General features: G+C 69.3%; 17 protein-coding genes and 1 riboswitch. Of the genes, 12 read left to right on the plus strand and 5 right to left on the minus strand.

What is annotated here, in order from left to right; all coding sequences use genetic code 11:
• Positions 1–636 (minus strand): DUF222 domain-containing protein (locus tag VG899_15075; GenBank protein HWA67682.1); only part of this gene is annotated, 636 nt, incomplete at its 3' end.
• A 107-nt stretch (positions 637–743) separates the two neighbouring features.
• Complete coding sequence (locus tag VG899_15080) at positions 744–2657, minus strand: APC family permease (protein HWA67683.1); 1914 nt, start codon at positions 2655–2657, stop codon at positions 744–746.
• Positions 2658–2780: 123 nt separating this feature from the next.
• Here VG899_15080 and VG899_15085 point away from each other — a divergent pair, with 123 nt between their 5' ends.
• The 8 genes from VG899_15085 (at position 2781) to VG899_15120 (ending at position 13522) form a co-directional block, all read left to right on the plus strand.
• On the plus strand, positions 2781–4622 hold the full coding sequence (locus VG899_15085; GenBank protein ID HWA67684.1) for an ATP-binding protein: 1842 nt from the start codon (positions 2781–2783) through the stop codon (positions 4620–4622).
• A gap of 13 nt (positions 4623–4635) precedes the next feature.
• On the plus strand, positions 4636–5340 hold the full coding sequence (locus VG899_15090) for a response regulator (GenBank protein ID HWA67685.1): 705 nt from the start codon (positions 4636–4638) through the stop codon (positions 5338–5340).
• Between the two features lie 174 nt (positions 5341–5514).
• Positions 5515–5604 (plus strand): potassium-transporting ATPase subunit F, encoded by a 90-nt coding sequence (locus VG899_15095; protein ID HWA67686.1) that lies wholly within the window; start codon positions 5515–5517, stop codon positions 5602–5604.
• Complete coding sequence (kdpA, locus tag VG899_15100; GenBank protein HWA67687.1) at positions 5604–7265, plus strand: potassium-transporting ATPase subunit KdpA; 1662 nt, start codon at positions 5604–5606, stop codon at positions 7263–7265. Before VG899_15095 ends, kdpA begins: the two co-directional genes overlap by 1 nt.
• The gene (gene kdpB, locus VG899_15105) at positions 7265–9388 is read left to right on the plus strand and encodes a potassium-transporting ATPase subunit KdpB (protein ID HWA67688.1); all 2124 of its coding nucleotides are present in this window, start codon (positions 7265–7267) and stop codon (positions 9386–9388) included. The genes kdpA and kdpB overlap by 1 nt, the downstream gene beginning before the upstream one ends.
• 15 nt (positions 9389–9403) lie before the next feature.
• The gene (locus VG899_15110) at positions 9404–10279 is read left to right on the plus strand and encodes a potassium-transporting ATPase subunit C (protein ID HWA67689.1); all 876 of its coding nucleotides are present in this window, start codon (positions 9404–9406) and stop codon (positions 10277–10279) included.
• A 31-nt stretch (positions 10280–10310) separates the two neighbouring features.
• Entirely contained in the window at positions 10311–12851 is a 2541-nt protein-coding gene (locus VG899_15115) for an ATP-binding protein (GenBank protein ID HWA67690.1), read from the plus strand.
• Entirely contained in the window at positions 12848–13522 is a 675-nt protein-coding gene (locus VG899_15120) for a response regulator (GenBank protein HWA67691.1), read from the plus strand. Before VG899_15115 ends, VG899_15120 begins: the two co-directional genes overlap by 4 nt.
• A 22-nt stretch (positions 13523–13544) precedes the next feature.
• Here VG899_15120 and VG899_15125 read toward each other — a convergent pair whose 3' ends face one another.
• Positions 13545–14024: a transglycosylase family protein gene (locus VG899_15125; protein ID HWA67692.1), complete on the minus strand. Its 480-nt coding sequence runs from the start codon at positions 14022–14024 to the stop codon at positions 13545–13547.
• 5 nt (positions 14025–14029) lie between these two features.
• Positions 14030–14235: riboswitch (cyclic di-AMP (ydaO/yuaA leader) on the minus strand.
• A 134-nt stretch (positions 14236–14369) separates the two neighbouring features.
• Here VG899_15125 and VG899_15130 point away from each other — a divergent pair.
• Genes VG899_15130 through VG899_15140 form a run of 3 tightly spaced genes read left to right on the plus strand, consistent with a single transcriptional unit; the run spans position 14370 to position 16998 of the window.
• Positions 14370–15230, plus strand: coding sequence for a hypothetical protein (locus VG899_15130; GenBank protein HWA67693.1), 861 nt, complete (start codon positions 14370–14372; stop codon positions 15228–15230).
• Positions 15227–15979 carry an SDR family NAD(P)-dependent oxidoreductase gene (locus VG899_15135; protein ID HWA67694.1) on the plus strand — a complete coding sequence of 251 codons (753 nt, stop codon included), beginning with the start codon at positions 15227–15229 and terminating at the stop codon, positions 15977–15979. Before VG899_15130 ends, VG899_15135 begins: the two co-directional genes overlap by 4 nt.
• Before the next feature lie 56 nt (positions 15980–16035).
• Entirely contained in the window at positions 16036–16998 is a 963-nt protein-coding gene (locus VG899_15140) for a pirin family protein (protein ID HWA67695.1), read from the plus strand.
• Here the strand turns inward: VG899_15140 and VG899_15145 are convergent.
• Positions 16986–17471 carry a carbonic anhydrase gene (locus VG899_15145; GenBank protein ID HWA67696.1) on the minus strand — a complete coding sequence of 162 codons (486 nt, stop codon included), beginning with the start codon at positions 17469–17471 and terminating at the stop codon, positions 16986–16988. The genes VG899_15140 and VG899_15145 overlap by 13 nt on opposite strands.
• 9 nt (positions 17472–17480) lie before the next feature.
• A complete protein-coding gene (locus VG899_15150; protein HWA67697.1) occupies positions 17481–19043 on the minus strand; it encodes a SpoIID/LytB domain-containing protein in 1563 nt (520 codons plus the stop codon).
• A 108-nt stretch (positions 19044–19151) separates the two neighbouring features.
• On the opposite strand from VG899_15150, the gene VG899_15155 reads away from it, so the two are divergent.
• On the plus strand, positions 19152–20714 hold the full coding sequence (locus VG899_15155) for an LCP family protein (GenBank protein ID HWA67698.1): 1563 nt from the start codon (positions 19152–19154) through the stop codon (positions 20712–20714).
• The last annotated feature ends 42 nt before the right edge of the window (positions 20715–20756 follow it).

The following is a 20756-nucleotide window of genomic DNA, read 5'->3' on the forward strand; positions in this document are numbered from 1 at the left end:
CAGGGTGGCCATGCCATCGGAGTCGGGATAGCAGCTCACGTCGGCGTCGTTGCTCGCCTGCGCCGCCCGGTCCGCGGCGCCGTGGGGGTCGAGGGCCACGATCAGTGTGCGGGCGGCTTTCGCGGTCTGGCTCGGGGTCCATGCCCGTTCGACCGTCAACGCCACCACCCGCGCGTCGACCGCTTCGGCGATGTGCGCCGGGCAGTGACGGGTCGCGCGCTCCACCGCCGTCAGGTGCGCCATCGTGATCTCACCGCGGTCCAGCGCCACCCACGAGGCCGCCAGACACTCCCGGACCCGTTCCACGACCCCGACCCCGGTCATCGCGCTGACATAGGAGGTGCGGGTGGCGCAGGCGATCTCCTGCGCGGCCAGCATCCGCGCCTCCCCGACCGGGAAGTCGAGCTTGCCGTGCAGCCGGTGCACCGCATCCGAGGCAGCGATCATCCGCCGCGCCGCGAGGTGGGACTCGAGCTTGCTGTAGAGGGCGTGCAGGCGCACCGCGCAGTAGGCATCCATCGGCAGCACCGCGATCTTGTCGATCTCGAGCATCAACAGCCCACCGACCGGCATCTGCTCAGCCAGGGTGATCCGGTCAGCCGTGCGCCGGATCGCGGCGTCCAACTCCGACCCCATGTACTCGAACATACGTTCGAATGGAGCGGGAGTCAAGACCCGGCAGCCCTTTATTTACAACGAAAATCGGACACCGCGGACAATGGGCGACGGGCGCCCCACGTCAGCTAGACCGCCGACTCCGATGGCCAGGCCGCGCGGTCGGAGGATCGCAGCTGCCACGGCACGCTGGTGACCATGACCCCCGGTTCGAAGAGCAGCCGAGCCTTCAGACGAAGCGCACTCTGGTTGTGCAGGATCTGCTCCCACCAGCGCCCGACGACGTACTCCGGGATGAACACCGTCACCACGTCCCGCGGCGAGGACTGTCGCAGCTCTCGGATGTAACGCAGCACGGGTCGCAAGATCTCCCGGTACGGCGAGTCCAGGACGACGAGCTTGACCGGGACCTCGTACTCGTCCCAGCGCTGCATCAGCTCGTCGATGTCGTCCTGGTCGAGATTGATCGTGACGGCGACCAACGTGCTCGGCCGGGTCGCCCGCGCGTAGGCGAGAGCGCGCATCGTCGCGACGTGCAGGCGGGAGACCAGTACGACGGCATGGTTGCGACTGGGCATCGTCGGCTGCTCCGCCGGCGAGACATGCAGCTCGTCGCTGACCGCCTGATAGTGCGCGCGGATGCCGCGCATCATGAAGTACAGCGCGACCATCGCGACGATCGCGATCCACGCCCCGTGAACCACCTTCGTGTAGAGCACGACGACCAGCACGAGGGCCGTGGCAACCGCCCCGGTCACGTTGATGACGCGCGAGATCCTGATCTTGCGACGTTGCTCCCCCGTCGCCTCGACGAGCGCCTTGTTCCAGTGGTTGACCATGCCGCTCTGGCTGAGCGTGAACGACGTGAAGACACCGATGATGTAGAGCTGGATCAGCCGGTCGATGTTCGCGTCGAACCCGACGATCAGCGCCATCGCCAGACCACCCAGGATCAGGATTCCGTTGCTGAACACCAGCCGGTCGCCACGGTTGTGCAGCTGTCGCGGGAGGTAGCGGTGGTGAGCCAGGATCGATGCGAGCCCGGGAAAGCCGTTGAACGCCGTGTTCGCCGCGAGTACCAGGATCGCCGCGGTCGCCGCCTGGTACAGGTAGAAGAACACGTCGTGGCGTCCGAACGACGCGGCCGCGACTTGGGAGATCACCGAAGGGTTCCCATCGGGTTGCGCGTGCGCGTGCAGGCGCAGGGCGAGCACCGTGATGCCGACGAACATGCTGATGGCGAGCCCACCCATCATCGACAACGTCAACGCGGCGTTGCGCGGCTTCGGCTTGCGAAACGCCGGTACGCCATTGCTGATCGCCTCGACGCCCGTCAACGCGGTGCATCCGGAGGCGAAGGCACGCAAGGCAAGCAGGACCGTAGCGAGCCCGCCCACCGCGACCGTTCGATGCAGGTGCTGATGAGCCGTGGCGGCTTGTGGCAGGTCACCGAGGGCCCCTCTGACGGCGGCGAAGCCGAACATCACGAAGCTGAGGACCACGAAGGAGTACGTCGGGATCGCGAACAGCTTCCCGGACTCACGAACGCCGCGAAGGTTTGCGAGCACCAGGACGACCACGAAGCCGACTGACATGGCCACCGCGTGCGGCGCGAGCGACGGCGCCGCGCTCGTGATCGCCACCACTCCCGAGACAATCGAGACCGCGACGGTCATCACGTAGTCGACGAGCAGCGCGCTCGCCGCGACCAGCGCCGCAGCCGGGCCGAAGTTGTCCAGGCTGACCGCGAAGGCCCCGCCGCCGCTCGGGTAGGCGTAACAGGTCTGCCGGTAGGACAGCACGACGATGAACAACAGCGCCGCCACGGCAACCGCGACCCACTTCGCCATGGACAGGTACGCCAGCCCACCGGCGGCAAGGACGAGCACGATCTCCTCGGTCGCGTAAGCGACCGAGGAGATCGGGTCGGAGCAGAACACCGGAAGCGCGATCCACTTCGGCAGCAGCGTCTCGTGGAGCTGGGTGCTGCGCAGCGGCCGGCCGACGAGCAAGCGCTTGAAACTCGCGACGGGTGAAGTCACGTCCGGAGGCTAGAAGCGGCAAAAGCCCTGCGGCGTAAGGAAAACGTCAAGATCCGCGAAGCACCCGTCAAGATTGCGTCAAAGTCCTCGACCCCCGGGCTCTTCACGCATTACTACGGGGGCGTGGGACGGGTCCGCAGCCAGGTCGACGCCGCCTACATCCTCCCCGCGGCGTTCGCCGCGCTGCTCGTGCTGGGCGCAACGACCGCCGCCTTGAATGGCCGAATCGGTCCCACCACCCTGCTCGTCGCTGCGTCGGTGATCACCCTCCTCGCCAGCGTGGTCTCCGCCATCCCGGCCGCGCCACTCGTTGCCGCGATGGCCTGGCTGACCGCGATCGGCTTCTCACACGCCCCGTACGGTCAGCTCCACGCGTCCGGCCGCCACGCGCTCACCGCATTGGTGGCTCTGGCGGACTGCGCCGTCGTGGGCGTCATGCTGGGCGGTGCGGCGCGCCGTGTCGGGCGAGCGCGTGGTCAGATCGAGTGGTCGGTGTTCGACGACATCGAGTCCCTGGGGGACCATTCCATCGTGAGCGAAGCGCCCATCCCGGCGGTTCGGCTACGCGACCTGGCTGTCGCGGTCAGCCGGCGCCGCCAGGTCGCCGCGGTGCTGTTCGGCAGCATCGTGCTTCCCCTCATGACCGCCAGCCTGGCCGCCGTCCGTCCACACCTGAGTCTCGACGACGACCTGTTGCTCTACCTGATCGCGGTGCTCGCGATCACCCTCATCGGTGGTTTCTGGCCCGCGGTCGGCGGCGCGATTGCGGCCAGCCTGCTCGTCAACTGGTACTTCACTCCCCCGCTGCACAACTGGACGATCGACTCGCCCCAGAACCTGTTCGCGCTGCTGCTGTTCATCACCGTGGCCGTCACGGTCAGCAGCGTCGTTCATCTCGCTGCCCGCCGCGCGGCCCTGGCTCGACGAAGCAGCAAGGAGTCCGCGACGCTGCTCGCCCTCGCGCGGACCGTGCTCGGCGGCGACGACACCGCAGCGGACGTGATCAACCACCTGAGCCAGCACGAGGAGGTCGGCGCCGAGCTGCACGAGCTCGTCAGTGGGCGCTGGATCCTGCTGACGTCGGCCGGCGATGCGTCCGGCGCATCGTCGACCAGTCGGATTCGCGACGACCTTCGCCTGCGGTTGTTCGGACCTCGCGTCGCGCGTCTGTCGGCCCGGACCGTCGAAGGGTACGGCGCTCAGGCGGCGGCCGCGCTCGATCGGGAGCGACTGCGGGTGCAGGCCGCTCAGGCGGAGATGCTCGCCGCCGGAAACCGAATGCGTACGGCGCTGCTCACGGCGGTCAGCCACGACTTGCGCACGCCGCTCGCTTCCGTCAAGGCCAGCGTCAGCAGCTTGCGCCAGACCGACGTGACATGGTCCCCGCGCGACGAGGCGGAGCTGCTCGCCACCATCGAGGAGAGCGCGGACCGCCTCGACGCGCTCATCGCAAACCTGCTCGACATGAGTCGCGTTCACACCGGCTCGTTGCAACCGCTGCTTCGGCCGATCTCAATCGACGAGATCGCCCCGCTGGCGGTCCACGGTCTCGACGCGGCTCAGGTCGCGTTCGACATCCCGGACGACCTGCCGCTCGTTGCGACCGACCCGGGCTTGTTGGAACGCGCCGTCGCCAACCTCGTCGGCAACGCCGTTCGCTACTGCCCGCCGGGACAGCCGGCCCGACTGGTCGCCCGACGTGACCGTGACTGGGTCAGCCTCGACATCGTCGACCACGGGCCAGGCGTGCCGGACGCGATGAAATCTCGCATGTTCGAGCCGTTTCAACAGCTCGGCGACCAGCGAAACACTGAGGGAGTGGGCCTGGGGCTCGCGGTCGCTCGTGGCTTCGTCGAGGCCATGGGCGGGACGCTCGAAGCGCTCAACACGCCAGGCGGTGGTCTGACGATGCGACTCACGCTTCGGATCGCTGTGGCGCCGAGCGAGGTCTCGGTCGACCAGTGATCGTCACCCGTCCATGACCTCCGTACTCGTCGTCGACGACGAGGCCTCGATTCGCCGTGCGCTCCGGATCAACCTTGCCGCCCGCGACTACGCCGTGCACACCGCCGATGACGGTCGCAGCGGCCTGCGCGCAGCAGCGGCACAGCGTCCCGACGTCGTGATCCTCGATCTCGGGCTGCCGGACATGGACGGCGTTGAGGTGATTCGCGGAATCCGCGGCTGGTCAGAGGCGCCGATCATCGTGTTGTCCGCGCGCGAGCACGAGCACGACAAGGTGGCAGCCCTCGACGCCGGCGCGGACGACTACGTCACCAAGCCGTTCGGCATGGACGAACTGCTCGCGCGGCTACGGGCGGCCACTCGCCGGTCGGTCACGACCGCCAGAGACGAGCCGGTCGTCCGCACCGACCACTTCACGGTGGACCTCGGCGCGAAGCGGGTCACCAACCTCGCGGGCCACGAAGTACGGCTCACGCCGACCGAGTGGGAGATCGTCGAGCTGCTGGTCCGAAACGACGGGCGGCTCGTGGCCAGCCGCCAGATCCTCAGCCAGGTGTGGGGCGAGGGCTTCCACGCCGAAACGCACTACCTGCGGGTCTACCTCGCGCAGATCCGCCGCAAGCTCGAGCCGGACTCGTCGCGTCCCCGCTATTTCCACACCGAGCCCGGGATGGGCTACCGATTCCTCGCGAGCCCGCCCTCAGACCGCCCTAGCTAGCGCCGCGTCAGGAAGCCGCAGGGTTTCCGGCCTCCACCGTCAGGGTCGCGTCAGGACGCTTGGACGCGATGCACACCCAACGAACACTTCGGCTGTGGCCGATTTCGTTCTCGTCATGCTGACCGTCGGGCTGTTCGCAATCTTCGCCTTGATCGCGAAGGCAGCTGAGCGGCGATGACCGCCGACAACCTGGTCGGGCTGATCCTCGCCGTGGCGACCGGAGTGTTCCTCGTCATCGCCCTGCTGTTCCCGGAACGGTTCTGATGAGCAGCACCACAGCCGGTGCGCTTTTCGTCGTCGCGCTCGTCCTTGCCCTGGCCGCCAGCTACCGCCCGCTCGGCGACTACATGGCGCGCACGTACCTCGACCGCCGCCATCTGCGCGCCGAGGCCTGGATCTACCGGCTCGCGGGGATCGACGCGGACACAGACCAGACCTGGGCCGCCTACCTGCGCAGCGTCCTGGCCTTCTCCGCCGTCTCCGTACTGCTCGTGTACCTGATCCTTCGCGGACAGCACAGCCTGCCGTTCGACCTCGGTTTCGGCGGGATGCACGCCAGTCAGGCCTGGAACACCGCGGCGAGCTTCACCACCAACACCAACTGGCAGTCCTACTCGGGCGAGTCCTCACTCGGGTACGCCGCACAGGCGCTCGGCCTGGCGGTACAGAACTTCGTCTCGGCGGCTGTCGGCATCGCGGTCGCGATCGCCTTCGTGCGCGGGTTCTCCCGATCGCGGACGGACCGGCTCGGCAACTTCTGGGTCGACCTGGTGCGTACGTGCATCCGCATCCTGCTGCCGATCTCGTTCGTCGCCGCGCTCGTCCTCGTCGGCGGCGGTGCGATCCAGAACTTCCACGACCCACAGACCATCCATACGATCACCGGCGGCACGCAGACGATCACCGGGGGTCCCGTCGCGAGCCAGGAGGCCATCAAGCAGCTCGGCACCAATGGCGGCGGCTTCTACAACGCGAACTCCGCCCACCCCTTCGAGAACCCGACGTCGTGGACCAACTGGTTCGAGATCTACCTGCTGCTCGTCATCGGCTTCTCGCTCCCCCGGACTTTTGGCAAGCTGGTGGGCGACACCCGTCAAGGGCTCGCCATCGTCGCGGTGATGGGCGTGCTCTTCCTCGGCAGCGTCGTCGCGCTGAACGTCTTCCAGAACGTCCACCATGGCAGCGTTCCCGCGGCTGTGGGTGCGTCGACCGAAGGCACCGAACAGCGCTTCGGCGTTGCGGACTCGGCGACGTTTGCGGCGAGCACCACGCTGACATCCACCGGCGCTGTGGACTCCTTCCACGACTCCTACACCAGCCTCGGCGGTGCCGTCACGTTGCTCGACATGCAGTTGGGTGAGATCGCGCCCGGCGGCACCGGCTCGGGTCTGTACGGGATGCTGGTGCTCGCCGTCATCACGGTGTTCGTCGGCGGCCTGATGGTCGGGCGAACACCCGAGTACCTCGCGAAGAAGATCGGCGCGCGCGAGATGAAGTTCGCGTCGCTGTACTTCCTCACCACACCGCTGTTCGTGTTGGTCGGTGCGGGGCTGGCCATGGCCCTGCCGGGCGAGCGCGCCGCGATGCTCAACACCGGCGCACACGGCTTCTCGGAGGTGCTCTACGCCTTCACCTCGGCCGCCAACAACAACGGCTCCGCCTTCGCAGGCATCTCGGTCGACACTGCCTGGTACAACGTGGCGCTCGGTGTCGTGATGCTCGGGGCGCGGTTCATCCCGATGATCTTCGTGCTCGCCATGGCCGGTTCGCTGGCCGAGCAACGGTCGGTACCGGTGTCCGACGGGACGCTACCCACCCACCGGCCGTTGTTCGTCGCCATGGTGATCGGGGTCGCGGTCATCGTGGTCGCCCTCACCTACCTGCCTGCGCTAGCCCTCGGGCCGCTCGCAGAGGGGCTGCACTGATGCCCGCCACCGGCAAGACTGCGGGCGGGCTGCTCGACCCGAAGATGCTCTGGCAGTCCACCCCGGATGCCTTCCGCAAACTCAACCCGATGACGCTGTGGAAGAACCCGGTCATGTTCCTCGTCGAGGTCGGATCGGTCTGGACGACCTGGCTGGCGCTCGAAGACCACACCGCGTTCGCGATCGTCACGACCGTCTGGCTCTGGCTGACCGTCGTCTTCGCCAACCTCGCGGAGGCGGTGGCTGAAGGCCGCGGGAAGGCACAGGCGGAGTCGCTGCGACGCGCGAAGACGATCACGAAGGCGCGACTGCTGGACAACTGGTCACCCGGCTGCGAATCGGCGAGCCTGCGCGAGCGCGAGGTCCCGGCCGCCGAGCTGCAACGGGGGCAGCACGTCGTCGTCGAGCCAGGTCAGGTGATTCCCGGCGACGGCGACGTCGTCGAAGGCATCGCGAGCGTCGACGAGTCCGCGATCACCGGCGAGTCGGCGCCCGTGATTCGCGAGTCCGGTGGCGACCGCAGCTCGGTGACGGGCGGTACGAAGGTGCTCTCCGACCGGATCGTGGTCGAGATCACCCAGCAGCCGGGAGAGAGCTTCATCGACCGGATGATCGCGTTGGTCGAGGGCGCATCACGGCAGAAGACTCCGAACGAGATCGCGCTGAACATCCTGCTCGCCTCGTTGACGATCATCTTCCTGCTTGCTGTGGCCACGCTTCAGCCGTTCGCCATCTTTGCCAAGGCGCAGCAGCCCGGCGCGCCGAACTCGCTTGCTCTCACCTCGCACGGCGTGACCGGTGTCGTCCTCGTGTCGCTCCTGGTCTGCCTGATCCCGACCACGATCGGCGCTCTGCTGTCCGCAATCGGGATCGCCGGAATGGATCGCCTCGTCCAGCGCAACGTCCTGGCGATGTCGGGACGCGCGGTGGAGGCCGCAGGTGACGTCGACACGCTCCTGCTGGACAAGACCGGCACGATCACGATCGGCAACCGCGAGGCCGTCGAGCTGGTCCCCGTCGCCGGGGTGAGCGAGGAGCAGCTCGCGGACGCGGCCCAGCTGTCGAGCCTGGCCGACGAGACACCGGAAGGCCGATCCATCGTCGTCCTCGCCAAGACTCGCTACGGCTTGCGCGAGCGAGCCTCAGGAGAGCTCGCCCATGCCAGCTTCGTGAAGTTCACGGCGCAGACCCGGATGAGCGGTGTAGACCTTCGCGAGGGCGAGGCGACCCGCGAGATCCGCAAGGGAGCCGCCGCGTCGGTTCTCGGATGGGTCCGGCAGGCAGGCGGTGTCGTCCCTGACGGAATCGACGAGCTGGTCGACGCGATCTCAGGCGCCGGGGGTACGCCGCTGGTCGTCGCAGACCGGATCGGCCACCACGCTCGCACACTCGGCGTGGTGCACCTCAAGGACATCGTGAAAGACGGGATGCGCGAGCGGTTCGCCGAGCTTCGGGCCATGGGAATCCGCACCGTCATGATCACTGGCGACAACCCGCTGACGGCGCGAGCCATCGCGCAGGAGGCCGGAGTCGACGACTTCCTCGCGGAAGCGAAACCCGAGGACAAGATGTCGCTGATCAAGGCCGAGCAGGCCGGCGGCAGGCTCGTCGCGATGACCGGCGACGGCACGAACGACGCGCCGGCGCTCGCACAGGCTGACGTCGGTGTCGCCATGAACACCGGTACCTCGGCAGCAAAAGAGGCCGGCAACATGGTCGACCTCGACTCCAACCCGACCAAGCTCATCGAGATCGTCGAAATCGGAAAGCAGCTGCTGATCACCCGCGGCGCATTGACGACCTTCTCGATTGCCAACGACGTCGCCAAGTTCTTCGCAATCATCCCGGCGATGTTCGCGGCGGTCTATCCGGGCCTGGGAAAGCTCAACGTCATGCACCTGCACAGCGCGCAGTCCGCGATTCTGTCCGCCGTCGTCTTCAACGCACTCGTCATCATCGCGCTCATCCCGCTGGCACTGCGCGGCGTGCAGTACCGGCCCAGCAGCGCCGCGGCCATGCTGCGGCGAAACCTCGGCATCTACGGGGTCGGCGGCCTGGTCGTTCCGTTCCTCGGGATCAAGGCGATCGATCTGCTCGTGCAGCTCGTCCCCGGAATCAGGTGAGGATCGATGAACCGAATGCCCGGCTGGACTCGCCAGCACCTCGCCGCGCTGCGAATCCTTCTGCTGCTCACCGTCGTGCTGGGCGTCGGCTACCCCGCTGCGGTCACGCTGATCGCGCAGATCCCAGGTCTACACCATCGCGCCGACGGCTCGCTGATCCACCTCGACGGACGGGTCGTCGGCTCCGCGGTGATCGGCCAGTCGTTCACCGACAGCGACGGCGCGCCGATCGAGAAGTACTTCCAGAGCCGGCCGTCCGCGGGTGGCTACGACCCGACCGCGACCGGTGCGAGCAACCTCGGCCCGGAGTCGATCGTCGACACCCTCGCGAACCCGGCCGTGAAGGGCGCCGTCGGCACACCGTCGCTACTGACCCTGGTCTGCAGCCGCAGCAGGCAGGTCGGCGAGGAGAACGGCGTCGACGGACAGCGCCCCTATTGCACAGCCACGGGCGTCGGCGCTGTGCTGTCGGTCATCCGCAGCGCCGGTGTGAGCGGAAAGGTCGTGAAGGTGGTGAGCGTCAACCAACCGTGCCCGGCCACGCCCTTCATCTCGACGTACGACGGGGTGGCGGTGACCTGCGCGAGGTACGGCGAGGACGTCGCAATCGGGACCATCGTTGCCATCCGCGGCTCCGGCAAGGCCTGGCCGGCCAATCCCGTCCCTCCGGACGCCGTCACCGCAAGCGGCTCCGGACTCGACCCGGACATCTCGGTGACCTACGCGAGACTGCAGGCGCCGCGTGTGGCGAGGCTGCGCGGGCTGCCGTTGCATCAAGTGCTTGCTTTGGTCGCGAAATACACCTCGGCACGCGCGTTCGGGTTCATGGGCGAGCCCGCCGTCAACGTGCTTCAGCTCAATCTCGCCCTGGACCGGCTTCCTGGCCAGTAGAGGACACTGACGTGATGGCGCAGCGTCGATCATGAGCCGCGGGACCCTGCGGATCTACCTGGGCGCGGCGCCCGGCGTCGGCAAGACCTACGCGATGCTCGACGAAGCCCACAGGCGCCGGGCCCGCGGCACCGACGTCGTCATCGGGCTGATCGAGACCCACGGGCGCGCACGCACGGCGGCGATGATCGGTGACCTCGAGGTGCTGCCACGACGTGAGGTCCGGTATCGCGGTGCCGACTTCGAGGAGATGGACCTCGACGCAATCCTCGCCCGCAACCCGCAGGTCGTCTGCGTCGACGAGCTCGCCCACACGAACGTGCCGGGCTGCGCGCACGAGAAGCGTTGGCAGGACGTGGCAACGATCCTCGACGCCGGGATCACCGTGCTGACGACGATCAACATCCAGCACCTCGAGTCCGTCAACGATGTCGTCGCCAAGATCACCGGCGTCCGCCAGCAAGAGACAGTGCCCGACGCGGTGGTGCGTGGCGCCGAGCAGGTCGAGCTGGTCGACGTCACGCCCGAGGCACTCCAGCGCCGGATGGCCCACGGCAACATCTATCCGTCGGAGAAGGTCGACGCCGCGCTCGGCAACTACTTCCGCCTGGGCAACCTCACCGCCCTCCGCGAGCTCGCCCTGCTGTGGCTTGCCGACAAGGTGGACGTCGCCCTGCAGCAGTACCGCAAGGATCACCGCATCGAGGCGACCTGGGAGACCCGCGAGCGCGTCGTCCTCGCGCTCACCGGAGGACCCGAAGGCGAGACACTGATCCGGCGCGCCAGCCGCATCGCCGCGCGCGGTGGCGCCGACCTGCTCGCCGTCCATGTGAGCGCAACCGACGGCCTCACCGCGGCCAACCCTCAGCTACTGGCCCAACAGCGAACGCTCGTCGAGTCGGTCGGCGGCAGCTACCACGAGGTCACGGGCGACAACATCGCACGTTCGCTGATCGAGTTCGCGCGCGCCCAGAACGCGACGCAACTCGTCCTCGGTGCGTCTCGCCGATCCCCGCTGCACCGGCTGGCGACCGGGCCCGGCAACGCCGCCGCGGTGATCCGGCAGGCGGACGACATCGACGTCCACATCGTGACCCACGAGCAGATGGGCCGGGGTCGCTCGCTGCCCAGCCTGACCGGCGGCCTGACGCCACGGCGGCGGATCGCCGGCGCCGCGCAAGCAGCACTCCTGCTGCCCGTTCTCACCCTGGTCCTGACCGACGCACGGTCGGACGTGAATCTGACGAGCGACCTGCTGAGCTACCTGATCGTCGTGGTCGCGGTCTCCCTCGTCGGTGGAGCCTTTCCCGGCATCGTCGCGGCCGTCGTCGCGAGCCTGCTGCTCAACTACTACTTCACGCCTCCCATCCACCGGTTCACGATCTCCGAGCACGACAACGTGATCGCTCTCGCCGCCTTCGTGGTCGTCGCTGCGACGGTGAGCGCAGTCGTCGACATCGCGGCGCGACGCACGACCCAAGCGGCGCGCGCGAACGCGGAGGCGCGAATCCTCGCAACCGCAGCCGGCAGTGTGCTCCGCGGTGACGACGCACTGCCCGCCCTCCTCGACCGACTGCGGGAGGCGCTCTCGCTTCGCGGTACGGCGCTGGTCCGCCATGTCGACGACGGGAGCTGGCAGATCCTCGAAGCCTCGGGCACCGTCGAGGACGCTGACCCGGCGTACAACGACGGACGGGCCGAGGTCGACGCCCAGCATCAGCTCATCGTCAGCGGTAGGCGGTTGCAGGGCCGCGAGCAACGCCTGCTGACGGTCTTCGCCGTCCAGCTCGCTACGGTGCTCGAACACCGGGAGCTCGCTGCCGCCGCCGCCGCGGCCAGACCACTAGCCGAAGCCGACCGGCTGCGAACTGCGCTCCTTGCCGCGGTCAGCCACGACCTGCGCTCACCGCTCGCGTCGGCCACCGCGGCGGTCGACAGCTTGTCCACGACCGACGTCGAGTGGGCCGAGGATGAACGCGACGAGCTTCTGGCGACGGCCCGCGAGTCGCTGCAGCGACTGTCCCGACTCGTCGAGAACCTGCTCGATCTCAGCCGGCTACAGGCAGGGGCGATGTCCGTCCTCAGCTCTGCGACCAGACTCGACGAAGTGGTCCCGCTGGCGCTCGACGATCTCGGCACGGCTGCTGCGCGAATCGACGTCGAGCTGCCCAAGACTTTGCCCGAAGCGATAGCTGACCCCGCCCTGCTCGAGCGGGTGATCGTCAACCTCGCGGCGAACGCGCTGCGATACGCACCGCCGAACACGCGGCCGCGCATCGCCGCCAGCGCACACTCGGGCTGGGTCGAGATCCGGGTGATCGACCGCGGGCCGGGCGTACCGGCAGCCGACTGGGACCGGATCTTCACGCCTTTCCAGCGGCTCGGTGACACCGACAACACGACCGGGGTCGGCCTCGGACTCGCCCTCTCGCGCGGCTTGACCGAGGCGATGGGCGGGGAGCTCAACCCGCAAGACACTCCCGGGGGCGGTCTCACCATGGTCGTCCGGCTGCCCGCCGCCAACCAGCCGAGGCAGCCGCTGGCGGACCTCAGCGAGCTGGCCACCCCGTGACGCGAGTTCTCGTCGTCGACGACGAGCCCCAGATCCTGCGCGCCCTCCGCGTGAACCTGCGCGCCCGTGACTACGACGTCCTCACCGCGGCGACCGGCAAACAGGCGCTCGATGTCGCCGCGCAGCGTCACCCCGACATCGTGGTGCTCGACCTCGGCCTGCCGGACATGGACGGCGTGGAGGTGATCCGCGGGCTACGCGGCTGGACGACGGTCCCGATCGTGATCTTGTCCGGCCGCAGCCAGAGCGTGCTCAAGGTGCACGCCTTGGACGCCGGCGCAGACGACTACGTGACCAAGCCGTTCAACATCGATGAGCTCATGGCGCGAATCCGTGCGGTCAGCCGCCGGGCCCTCGTCGCCGACGAGGCCCCCGTCGTGAGCTTCGCCGACGTGACCGTCGACCTCCGCGCCCATCGGGTGACCCGCGCGGACGCCGACGTGCGGCTCACCCCCACCGAATGGCAGCTCCTCGAGATCCTCGTCCGCAACCCCGGTCGACTGGTGTCGCAGCGAGAGCTGATCCGTGCCGTCCGCGGCCCGAACTATGACGACGCGGCGCACTATCTGCGCCAGTTCATGGCCCAGCTGCGGCAGAAGCTCGAAACCGACCCGGCTCGGCCGGCACACCTGCTGACCGAACCGGGGATGGGCTATCGCTTCCAGTCCTGAAGGACGCCGGAGCAGGCGGCGATCAGGTGAGGCCTTCCTTGGCCGCACAGGCCGGCCACGGGCCCCAGCCGGCACGGGCATGGAGCACCTTCGCGGCGTAGTCCTGCATCGCGGGTGCGGCCTGGTCGGGGCGCCCGGTCATGCCGAGGTCCTCCCACGTCTGCAGCGCGAACTGGTACGCGCCGTAGTAGCCGTTGCCGGTGTTGTCCTGGTAGTTGTCGTGCGACTCGCACATCCGCAGCTTGTACAGCTCCTGGTCGAGGAACGAGTCGTCCGCGGCATGCGCAGCAACCGTGCGCTGCGCGTGACTGGCGTGGAACGTGCCCGCCGCCCGCTCGACCTCGATCCGGTGTCGTCCGCCGCCGGGATTGATGGCAAAGGCCGGAGCCGCGGAGCCCACGATCACCGCCACGACCCCGGCGCCCACGCCGATCCGGCGACGAGTCGGGTTTACCAGGCTGGCGTAGCGGGTACGGCGAGAAGCAGTCTTGGGAGGCTGCACGGATGTCGCGTTTCCTCGGACGCCGGCGAAGTTAGCTGTCGGGTTCGGACGCGAGGGGAAAGATCGCCCGGCTGCTTGCGCAGCTTCACCCCGAGGGAGCGAGAAGCCGGTGTGGCTTCACCCTCCCGGAAGAACTGGGTCCTCCGCTCCCGCCGTACCGATGTGACTCGGTCCACTGCGCTCCGGTGGCGGGATTTGGCGCCCGAAACGCACGAATCGTCCCTTTTTGTGACGATCCACAAGTGACTCTACCGATTTGTCAGTCCGCCCGCCACTTCCCGTATTCCAAATGTTCACGACGGCCGTTGTGGCCGGGTCCAGTGGACAGGTGCCTAGAGTTCCGGGATGAGCCAAACCGAATCAGTTTCGGATCTGTCGCTGGCCCGCAAGGCCCACCGCACGCTCGAGCCGCTGCACACCGCCGCCTACTTCGGGGCCGAGCTCGCCGCCGCCTACGCCGAGGCGGGGGCGAAGGGCACGCTGCGCAGCTACTTCGCGGTGCGCTCGGCGCCGATGGGCATCGTCGAGCCCGAGGTCGTCGTCGCGACCTTCTTCAACTTCGCACCGTCCCTGGTCCGTCAGGCCATCCCCGCGGTGTGGCAGGACACCACCCCCGAGGCGCTGTTCGAAGCGCGGCTGCGCGGGATCGACACCCTCTACCGCCGAGTCCTCGGGGACGACGTCCTCGCCTCACCGGAGATGGCGGAGGCGGCCGCGCTCGCCCGCGAAGCGACCACCGTGCTGTCCGCGCTCGGCAGGCCGCTGTTCGCCGGTCATCAGCGGCTGCCGTGGCCGCAGCCGGCCCATCTACAGCTCTTCCACGCCCAGACGCTGCTGCGCGAGCACCGCGGAGACGGCCACGTCGCTGCACTCACCCTCGCCGGCCTGGACGGGGTCGGCGCTCTCGTGACCCACCTGGCGAGCGGGCAGAGCCCGATGGTGCTCGACATGGTCCGCGCCACCCGCGGCTGGACCGACGAGGAGTGGGCCGCGGGCGAGGCACGCGTCGTCGAGCGCGGTCTGGTCGCGGACGGGACGCTGACCGAGGCGGGGCGCGCGCTGCGCGAGGAGATCGAGCGGCAGACTGACCAGGCCGCCGCCGCGCCGTACGCCCACCTCGGGCAAGCGCGCGTCGCGCGGCTGCGCGAGCTGGCACGACCGTGGTCCAAAGCGATCTCGGCAGACATCTTCGGAGGCACCCCATGAGCGTCGACCTCACCGGCCGCATCGCCTGGATCACCGGCGGCTCCCAGGGCTTCGGCGCCGCGGTCGCCCGCCGGCTCACCGGCCACGGCGCGACCGTCGTCCTGTCCGACATCAAGGAAGCCGCCGGGCAAGCGCTCGCCGAGGAGCTGGGCGGCAGCTTCGTGGCCTGTGACGTGACGAGCTTCGAGCAGTGCCAGGCGGCGGTGCGCGCCGTCCTCGACAAGCACGGCCGGCTCGACATCGCGTTCCTCAACGCCGGGGTCACCACCGGCTGCGGCCTCGGCGAGGACTTCGACCCCGCGCTCTACCGCCGGGCGATGGGGGTCAACATCGACGGCGTCGTGTACGGCGCACACGCGGCGTACGCGGCACTGAAGGCCGACGGCGGCGGCGACCTGATCGCCACCGCGAGCCTCGCGGGTCTCACCGGCACCGCCTTCGACCCGGTCTACGGCGCGAACAAGCACGCGGTCGTCGGATTGGTGCGCGCGCTCGGCGACGACTGGCCCAACCAGGGCATCCGGGTCAACGCGCTGTGCCCGGGCTTCGCCGACACCGAGATCGTCAACGAGATCCGGGGCGTGCTCGCCGACAGCGGCATCCCGCTGATCGAGGTCGAGCGCGTGGTCGACGCGTTCATGGCGGCCCTGACCTCGGGCCGCTCCGCCGAGTGCTGGTACATCCAGCCGGGACGGCAGCCCGAGCCGTTCCGCTTCCGCGGCATCCCGGGACCCCGCGTCGCGGAATAGTTGTCTGCGCAACTATGTTGTCCAGGCTGAGTAGCCAGCCCACGTAGGAGGCCACAATGCCCGCCGTCACCGTCCCCGACCTGACCACCCTCCAGCGGCTCCCCGCACCGGGGGTGTCGACGACGATCCCGCGGCCGGTCAAAAGCGTGACCACCGCGCCGGGCGGGTTCGAAGGCGAGGGCTTCCCGGTCCGCCGCGCCTTCCACGGCGTGGACCTCGCCGATCTCGACCCGTTCGTGCACATGGATCAGATGGGTGAGGTCGAGTACGCGCCGGGTGAGCCCAAGGGGACGCCGTGGCACCCGCATCGCGGGTTCGAGACGGTCACCTACATCATCGACGGCACGTTCGAGCACCAGGACTCCAACGGCGGCGGCGGCGTCATCACCAACGGCGACACGCAGTGGATGACCGCCGGAGGCGGCATCCTGCACATCGAGAAGCCGCCGGAGGCGCTCGTTGCCAGCGGCGGGCTCTTCCACGGCATCCAGCTGTGGGTCAACCTCCCCCGCGTCCAGAAGCTGATCGCACCGCGTTACCAGGACCTGCGCGCCGGCGGCGTCGGGTTGCTCACCTCACCCGACGCCGGCGCGCTGATCCGCGTGATCGCCGGCGACGTGGCGGGCGTGAGCGGCCCGGGCTCGACGTACACCCCGATGACGATGGTCCACGCGACCGTCGCGCCCGGCGCGAGTCTGACCCTGCCGTGGCGAGCGGACTTCAACGCCCTCGGCTACGTCCTGTCAGGCAGCGGCACGGTCGGCACCGAACGGATCGCGGTACGGACCGGCCAGCTGGCCGTCTTCGGTCCCGGAGGCTCGCTGACGGTGGCGGCGGACGCCGCCCAGGACGCTCGCCACAGCGCCGGCCTCGACGTCTTGCTGCTGGGTGGCACGCCATTGCGTGAGCCGGTCGCGTGGATGGGCCCGTTCGTGATGAACACCAAGGCCGAGGTGCAGCAGGCGTTCGAGGACTACCAGCGCGGTCGCCTCGGCGTGATCCCGGCTCACACCTCCTGAAGCAAACCGCTGTCCACGTCGAAGACGAACCCGCGGATGTCGCTCGTGGTCTTCAGGTACGGCGACGCCTGCAGCTGCGCGACGCACTTGCGCACGTCCTCGTAGACGTCGCAGAACGTCCCCGACCGCCACGACGGCGCACTGCCGGCGTCCGCGGCCAGCTCGGCGGCGAACGCGTCCTCGTCGAGGTTGAGCAGCCCGCAGTCGGTGTGATGGATGACGACGACCGCCTCGGTACGCAGCCGACGCTGGCTGATGGCCAGCGAACGTACGACGTCGTCGGTCACGATGCCGCCCGCGTTGCGGATGACGTGGGCCTCGCCGAGCTCGAGACCGAGCATCGCGTGCACGTCCATCCGGGAGTCCATGCACGTGACCACCGTCAGGTGGCGAGCCGGGACGACCGGACGCGGACCGGGGTAGGTCTTGGCGTAGCCGACGTTGTGGGCAACTAGCTCATCGGCTGCGGACATCCGTCCAACTTAGACGAGGACGACGGTGACGCTCGCCGACCCGGCCGGGCTCGCCCCGGCCGCGCTGGTCGCGACCACCGTCGCGGTGTAGGTGCCGGCGGCGATGCCGGTGAAGGTCGCCGTCGTCGCGGTCGCGGTGACCGCCGTCCGGTGCGCCCCCGGCGTGAGCCTGACCCGGTACCCGGTCACCGCGGCGGCGCCCGCGTCCACCGCCGGCGCGGTCCACGTCACGGTCACGGTGCCGCCGCTCGCCGACGCCGCCACCGCGGTCGGCGCGCCCGGCGGCGGCGTCGGGCGAAACCACGGGCTGTGCAGGCCCAGCGCCGCCGCGAACTGTGCTCCGGTGGTCGTCACGGTCGCGTTGGCGCCGACGACCGACAGCGTCGTCACCCGGCCGCCCCACACGCCGTGCCCGTCGCGCCCGGTCACCACGAGCTGCCGCAACGCGCCGACCGACGGGTAGGCCGCCGCGATCGCGGCCGCCGTCACGGTGGTGGACCAGGCGTTCTCGCCGTTGGGAACCGCTGCGTCGTACGGGTCGCGTTCGGCGGGCAGGTACGGCTCGCCGCCGGAAACCGTCCAGCCGCCGTCGGAGGAGCTGTACTGGGCGAAGACCGCGGCACCGGAGGCGTCGACGACGATCTCCCCGGCAGTCGCATGGACCGCGTTGTCCGTGCGGGTGGTCTCGACCCCGGCGCCGGGGTAGCTCTGATCCCGGGTGTCGCCGTCCAGGTCGTACCAGGACGCTTTGGGCGCCGCCATGGCGCGCCAGGCGTACGTCCTCGCCGCGACGGCCTGGGCCTGGAGCGCGGCCGGCGACCAGCTCGACGGCATCTCCGCCGGGACGACGGAGTCGACGTAGGCGTCCACCGGCACGTCGTCGACCACCTGGAGCGCCCCTGACTGGAGTTGGGCGACCATCGCGCCGCGGTAGTCGACCGACTTCGTCGACGACCCGCTCGGCACCTCGACCCCGATGAGCGAAGCGGTGTCGGTGACGGTGGCGGTCGCACCGAGGGTCGGGGTCTGGTCGTGCCACGTGCCGCCGTAGTGGGCCTGAAGGGTCAGCGAGGCGCCGCTCTTCGCGATGCGCCACAGATCCACCGGCTCGCCGTCGGGCGAGGCGGTGCCCAGCGTCGTCGCGGCGTTCCCGGCCAGCGCGACCGCGAGGCCAGGCGCCGGGTCGAACTCCAAATACCCCTTCGCGGGGGCGTCCGCGGCGCTCAGCAGCACCCGGACCGGTTGTGAGGTGGACTTGGTCGCCAGGGTGGTGTGGGGGTAGTAGAACGCCAGGATCTGGTTGCTCGACAGGTGGTCGACCTTCGCCGCGCCGTACGCGCCCCACTGCGACAGCCCGTGGCCGTGCCCGGCGCCGTGTCCCGCGATCGTGTACGCGCCGCCCGGTGGCACCGCGTACACCTCGTGCACCGCGGGCGGCGGCGTGGTGGCTGCGGCAGCGGCCGGCGCGGCGCTGACACCGAGCGGCCCGAGCAAGACGAGCGTGGCCAACCCCGCGAGCAGCCCGAACGTCAACGATCTGCGGCCCGACGATCCCGGCGGCGAAGGAGTCACAGTGCAACCGAGCGTAAGCGTCCTCTAAGAAAAGGTTCAGCAAGCGCGGCCTATGATCGATGATCGCTGTTCGGCAGCCACGCTGCCGTATGTGAAGGAGCCCCCCAAGTGACCACGCCTCCGGCGTCCGGGGAGGCGCAGCCGTCGGGAGGCTGGACGCCTCAGGACCAGCCGACACACCGCCGCCCGCAGTGGGCCCGGATCCTGCGCTGGACCGCGGCCGTGGTCGGCGGGCTCGCGCTGCTGGTCGTGGCAGCGGGCGTCGCGGACTACTTCTACCTCAACTCCAAGATCACCACGCAGCCGGTCGTGCTGCCGCCGGGTGCGAGCAACCCGGCCAAGATCGCGACCAAGGCGGAGAACTTCGTGCTGATCGGCTCCGACACCCGCGCCGGCGCGAACGGCAAGGGGACGGGCGGATCGAACGTGCAAGGCGCGCGCTCCGACACCACGATGATCCTGCACATCTCGGCCAACGACGGCGGCGCGACGATCATCAGCATCCCGCGCGACTCCTACGTCCAGATCCCGTCGTGCGTGGTGAAGCCGGACGGCACGACATCGGCGCCCGAGATGACGAAGTTCAACGCCGCGTTCTCGATCGGCGGCGAGTACTACCCGAAGTACGCCGCGAGCTGCACGGTCCACACGATCGAGACGCTGACCGGCTTGCACATCGACCACTACGCGGTCGTCGACTTCGTCGGCTTCGAGCACATGGTCGAAGCCCTCGGCGGGGTCCGCATGTGCGTCGCGGTCCCGCTCAAGGATCCCGTCTTCTACTCCTCGGTCTCACAGGGCAACGTCGGCACCGGCCTGGACCTGCCGGCCGGCAAGGACGTCGAGATCGACGGGCAACAGGCGCTGGACCTGATGCGCGCCCGCGAGAGTCTCGACGGCGGCGGCGACCTGCCCCGCATCAAGCGTCAGCAGGAGTTCGTCGCGGCGATGATCCGCAAGGCGACGAGCACCAGCCTGCTCGTCAACCCCATCAAGCTGCAGAGCTTCCTCAGTGCGGCCGCCGGCTCGCTCACCACCGACGGGTTCGGGCTCGGCACGATGAAGCAGCTGGCGAGCGCGCTGCACTCGGTCGGCGCGGGTGGCGTCCACCTGTTGACCGTGCCCAACCTCACCGACCAGCCCGGTCTGCCGTACGGCGACGTCGAGTGGGACCCGACGCAGGCGCCGGAACTGTGGAACGACCTGCGCCACGACCTTCCGCTGCCCGGCACCACCCCGAGCCCGTCTCCCACGCCGACCCCCACTGCGACCCCGACCGGGCCGGCGCTGATCGTGCCGCCGAACGAGATCAACGTCGCGGTCGAGAACGGCACCGCGACCGCCGGCCTCGCCGGCAAGGTCGCCGGTGAGCTCACCGCTGAGGGCTTCCACGTGGTGAGCGTCGGCGACGCCGACAAGGAGACCTACACGAGCTCGGTCGTGGAGTACGGGCCGGACAAGGTCCAGTCCTCGCAGACCGTGGCCGCCGCGGTCCCTGGCTCGCGACGCGTCGCCGACGCGGCGGCCGGGGACACGATCACGCTGATCGTCGGCAGCGACTTCAGCAGCGTCGAGCCGGTGACCGTCACGGGCGCCTCATCGACCCCGACGCCCACCCCCACCCCGACCTTCACCTCGATCTCGGCGGCGAAGCCCGGGTGTCTGAGCTAGGCGCGGCAACAGGCCGCGAGGGGGTTGAGCGCGTAGGTTCGC

This window comes from Mycobacteriales bacterium, from assembly GCA_035550055.1.
Lineage (GTDB): Bacteria > Actinomycetota > Actinomycetes > JAFAQI01 > JAFAQI01 > DASZTV01.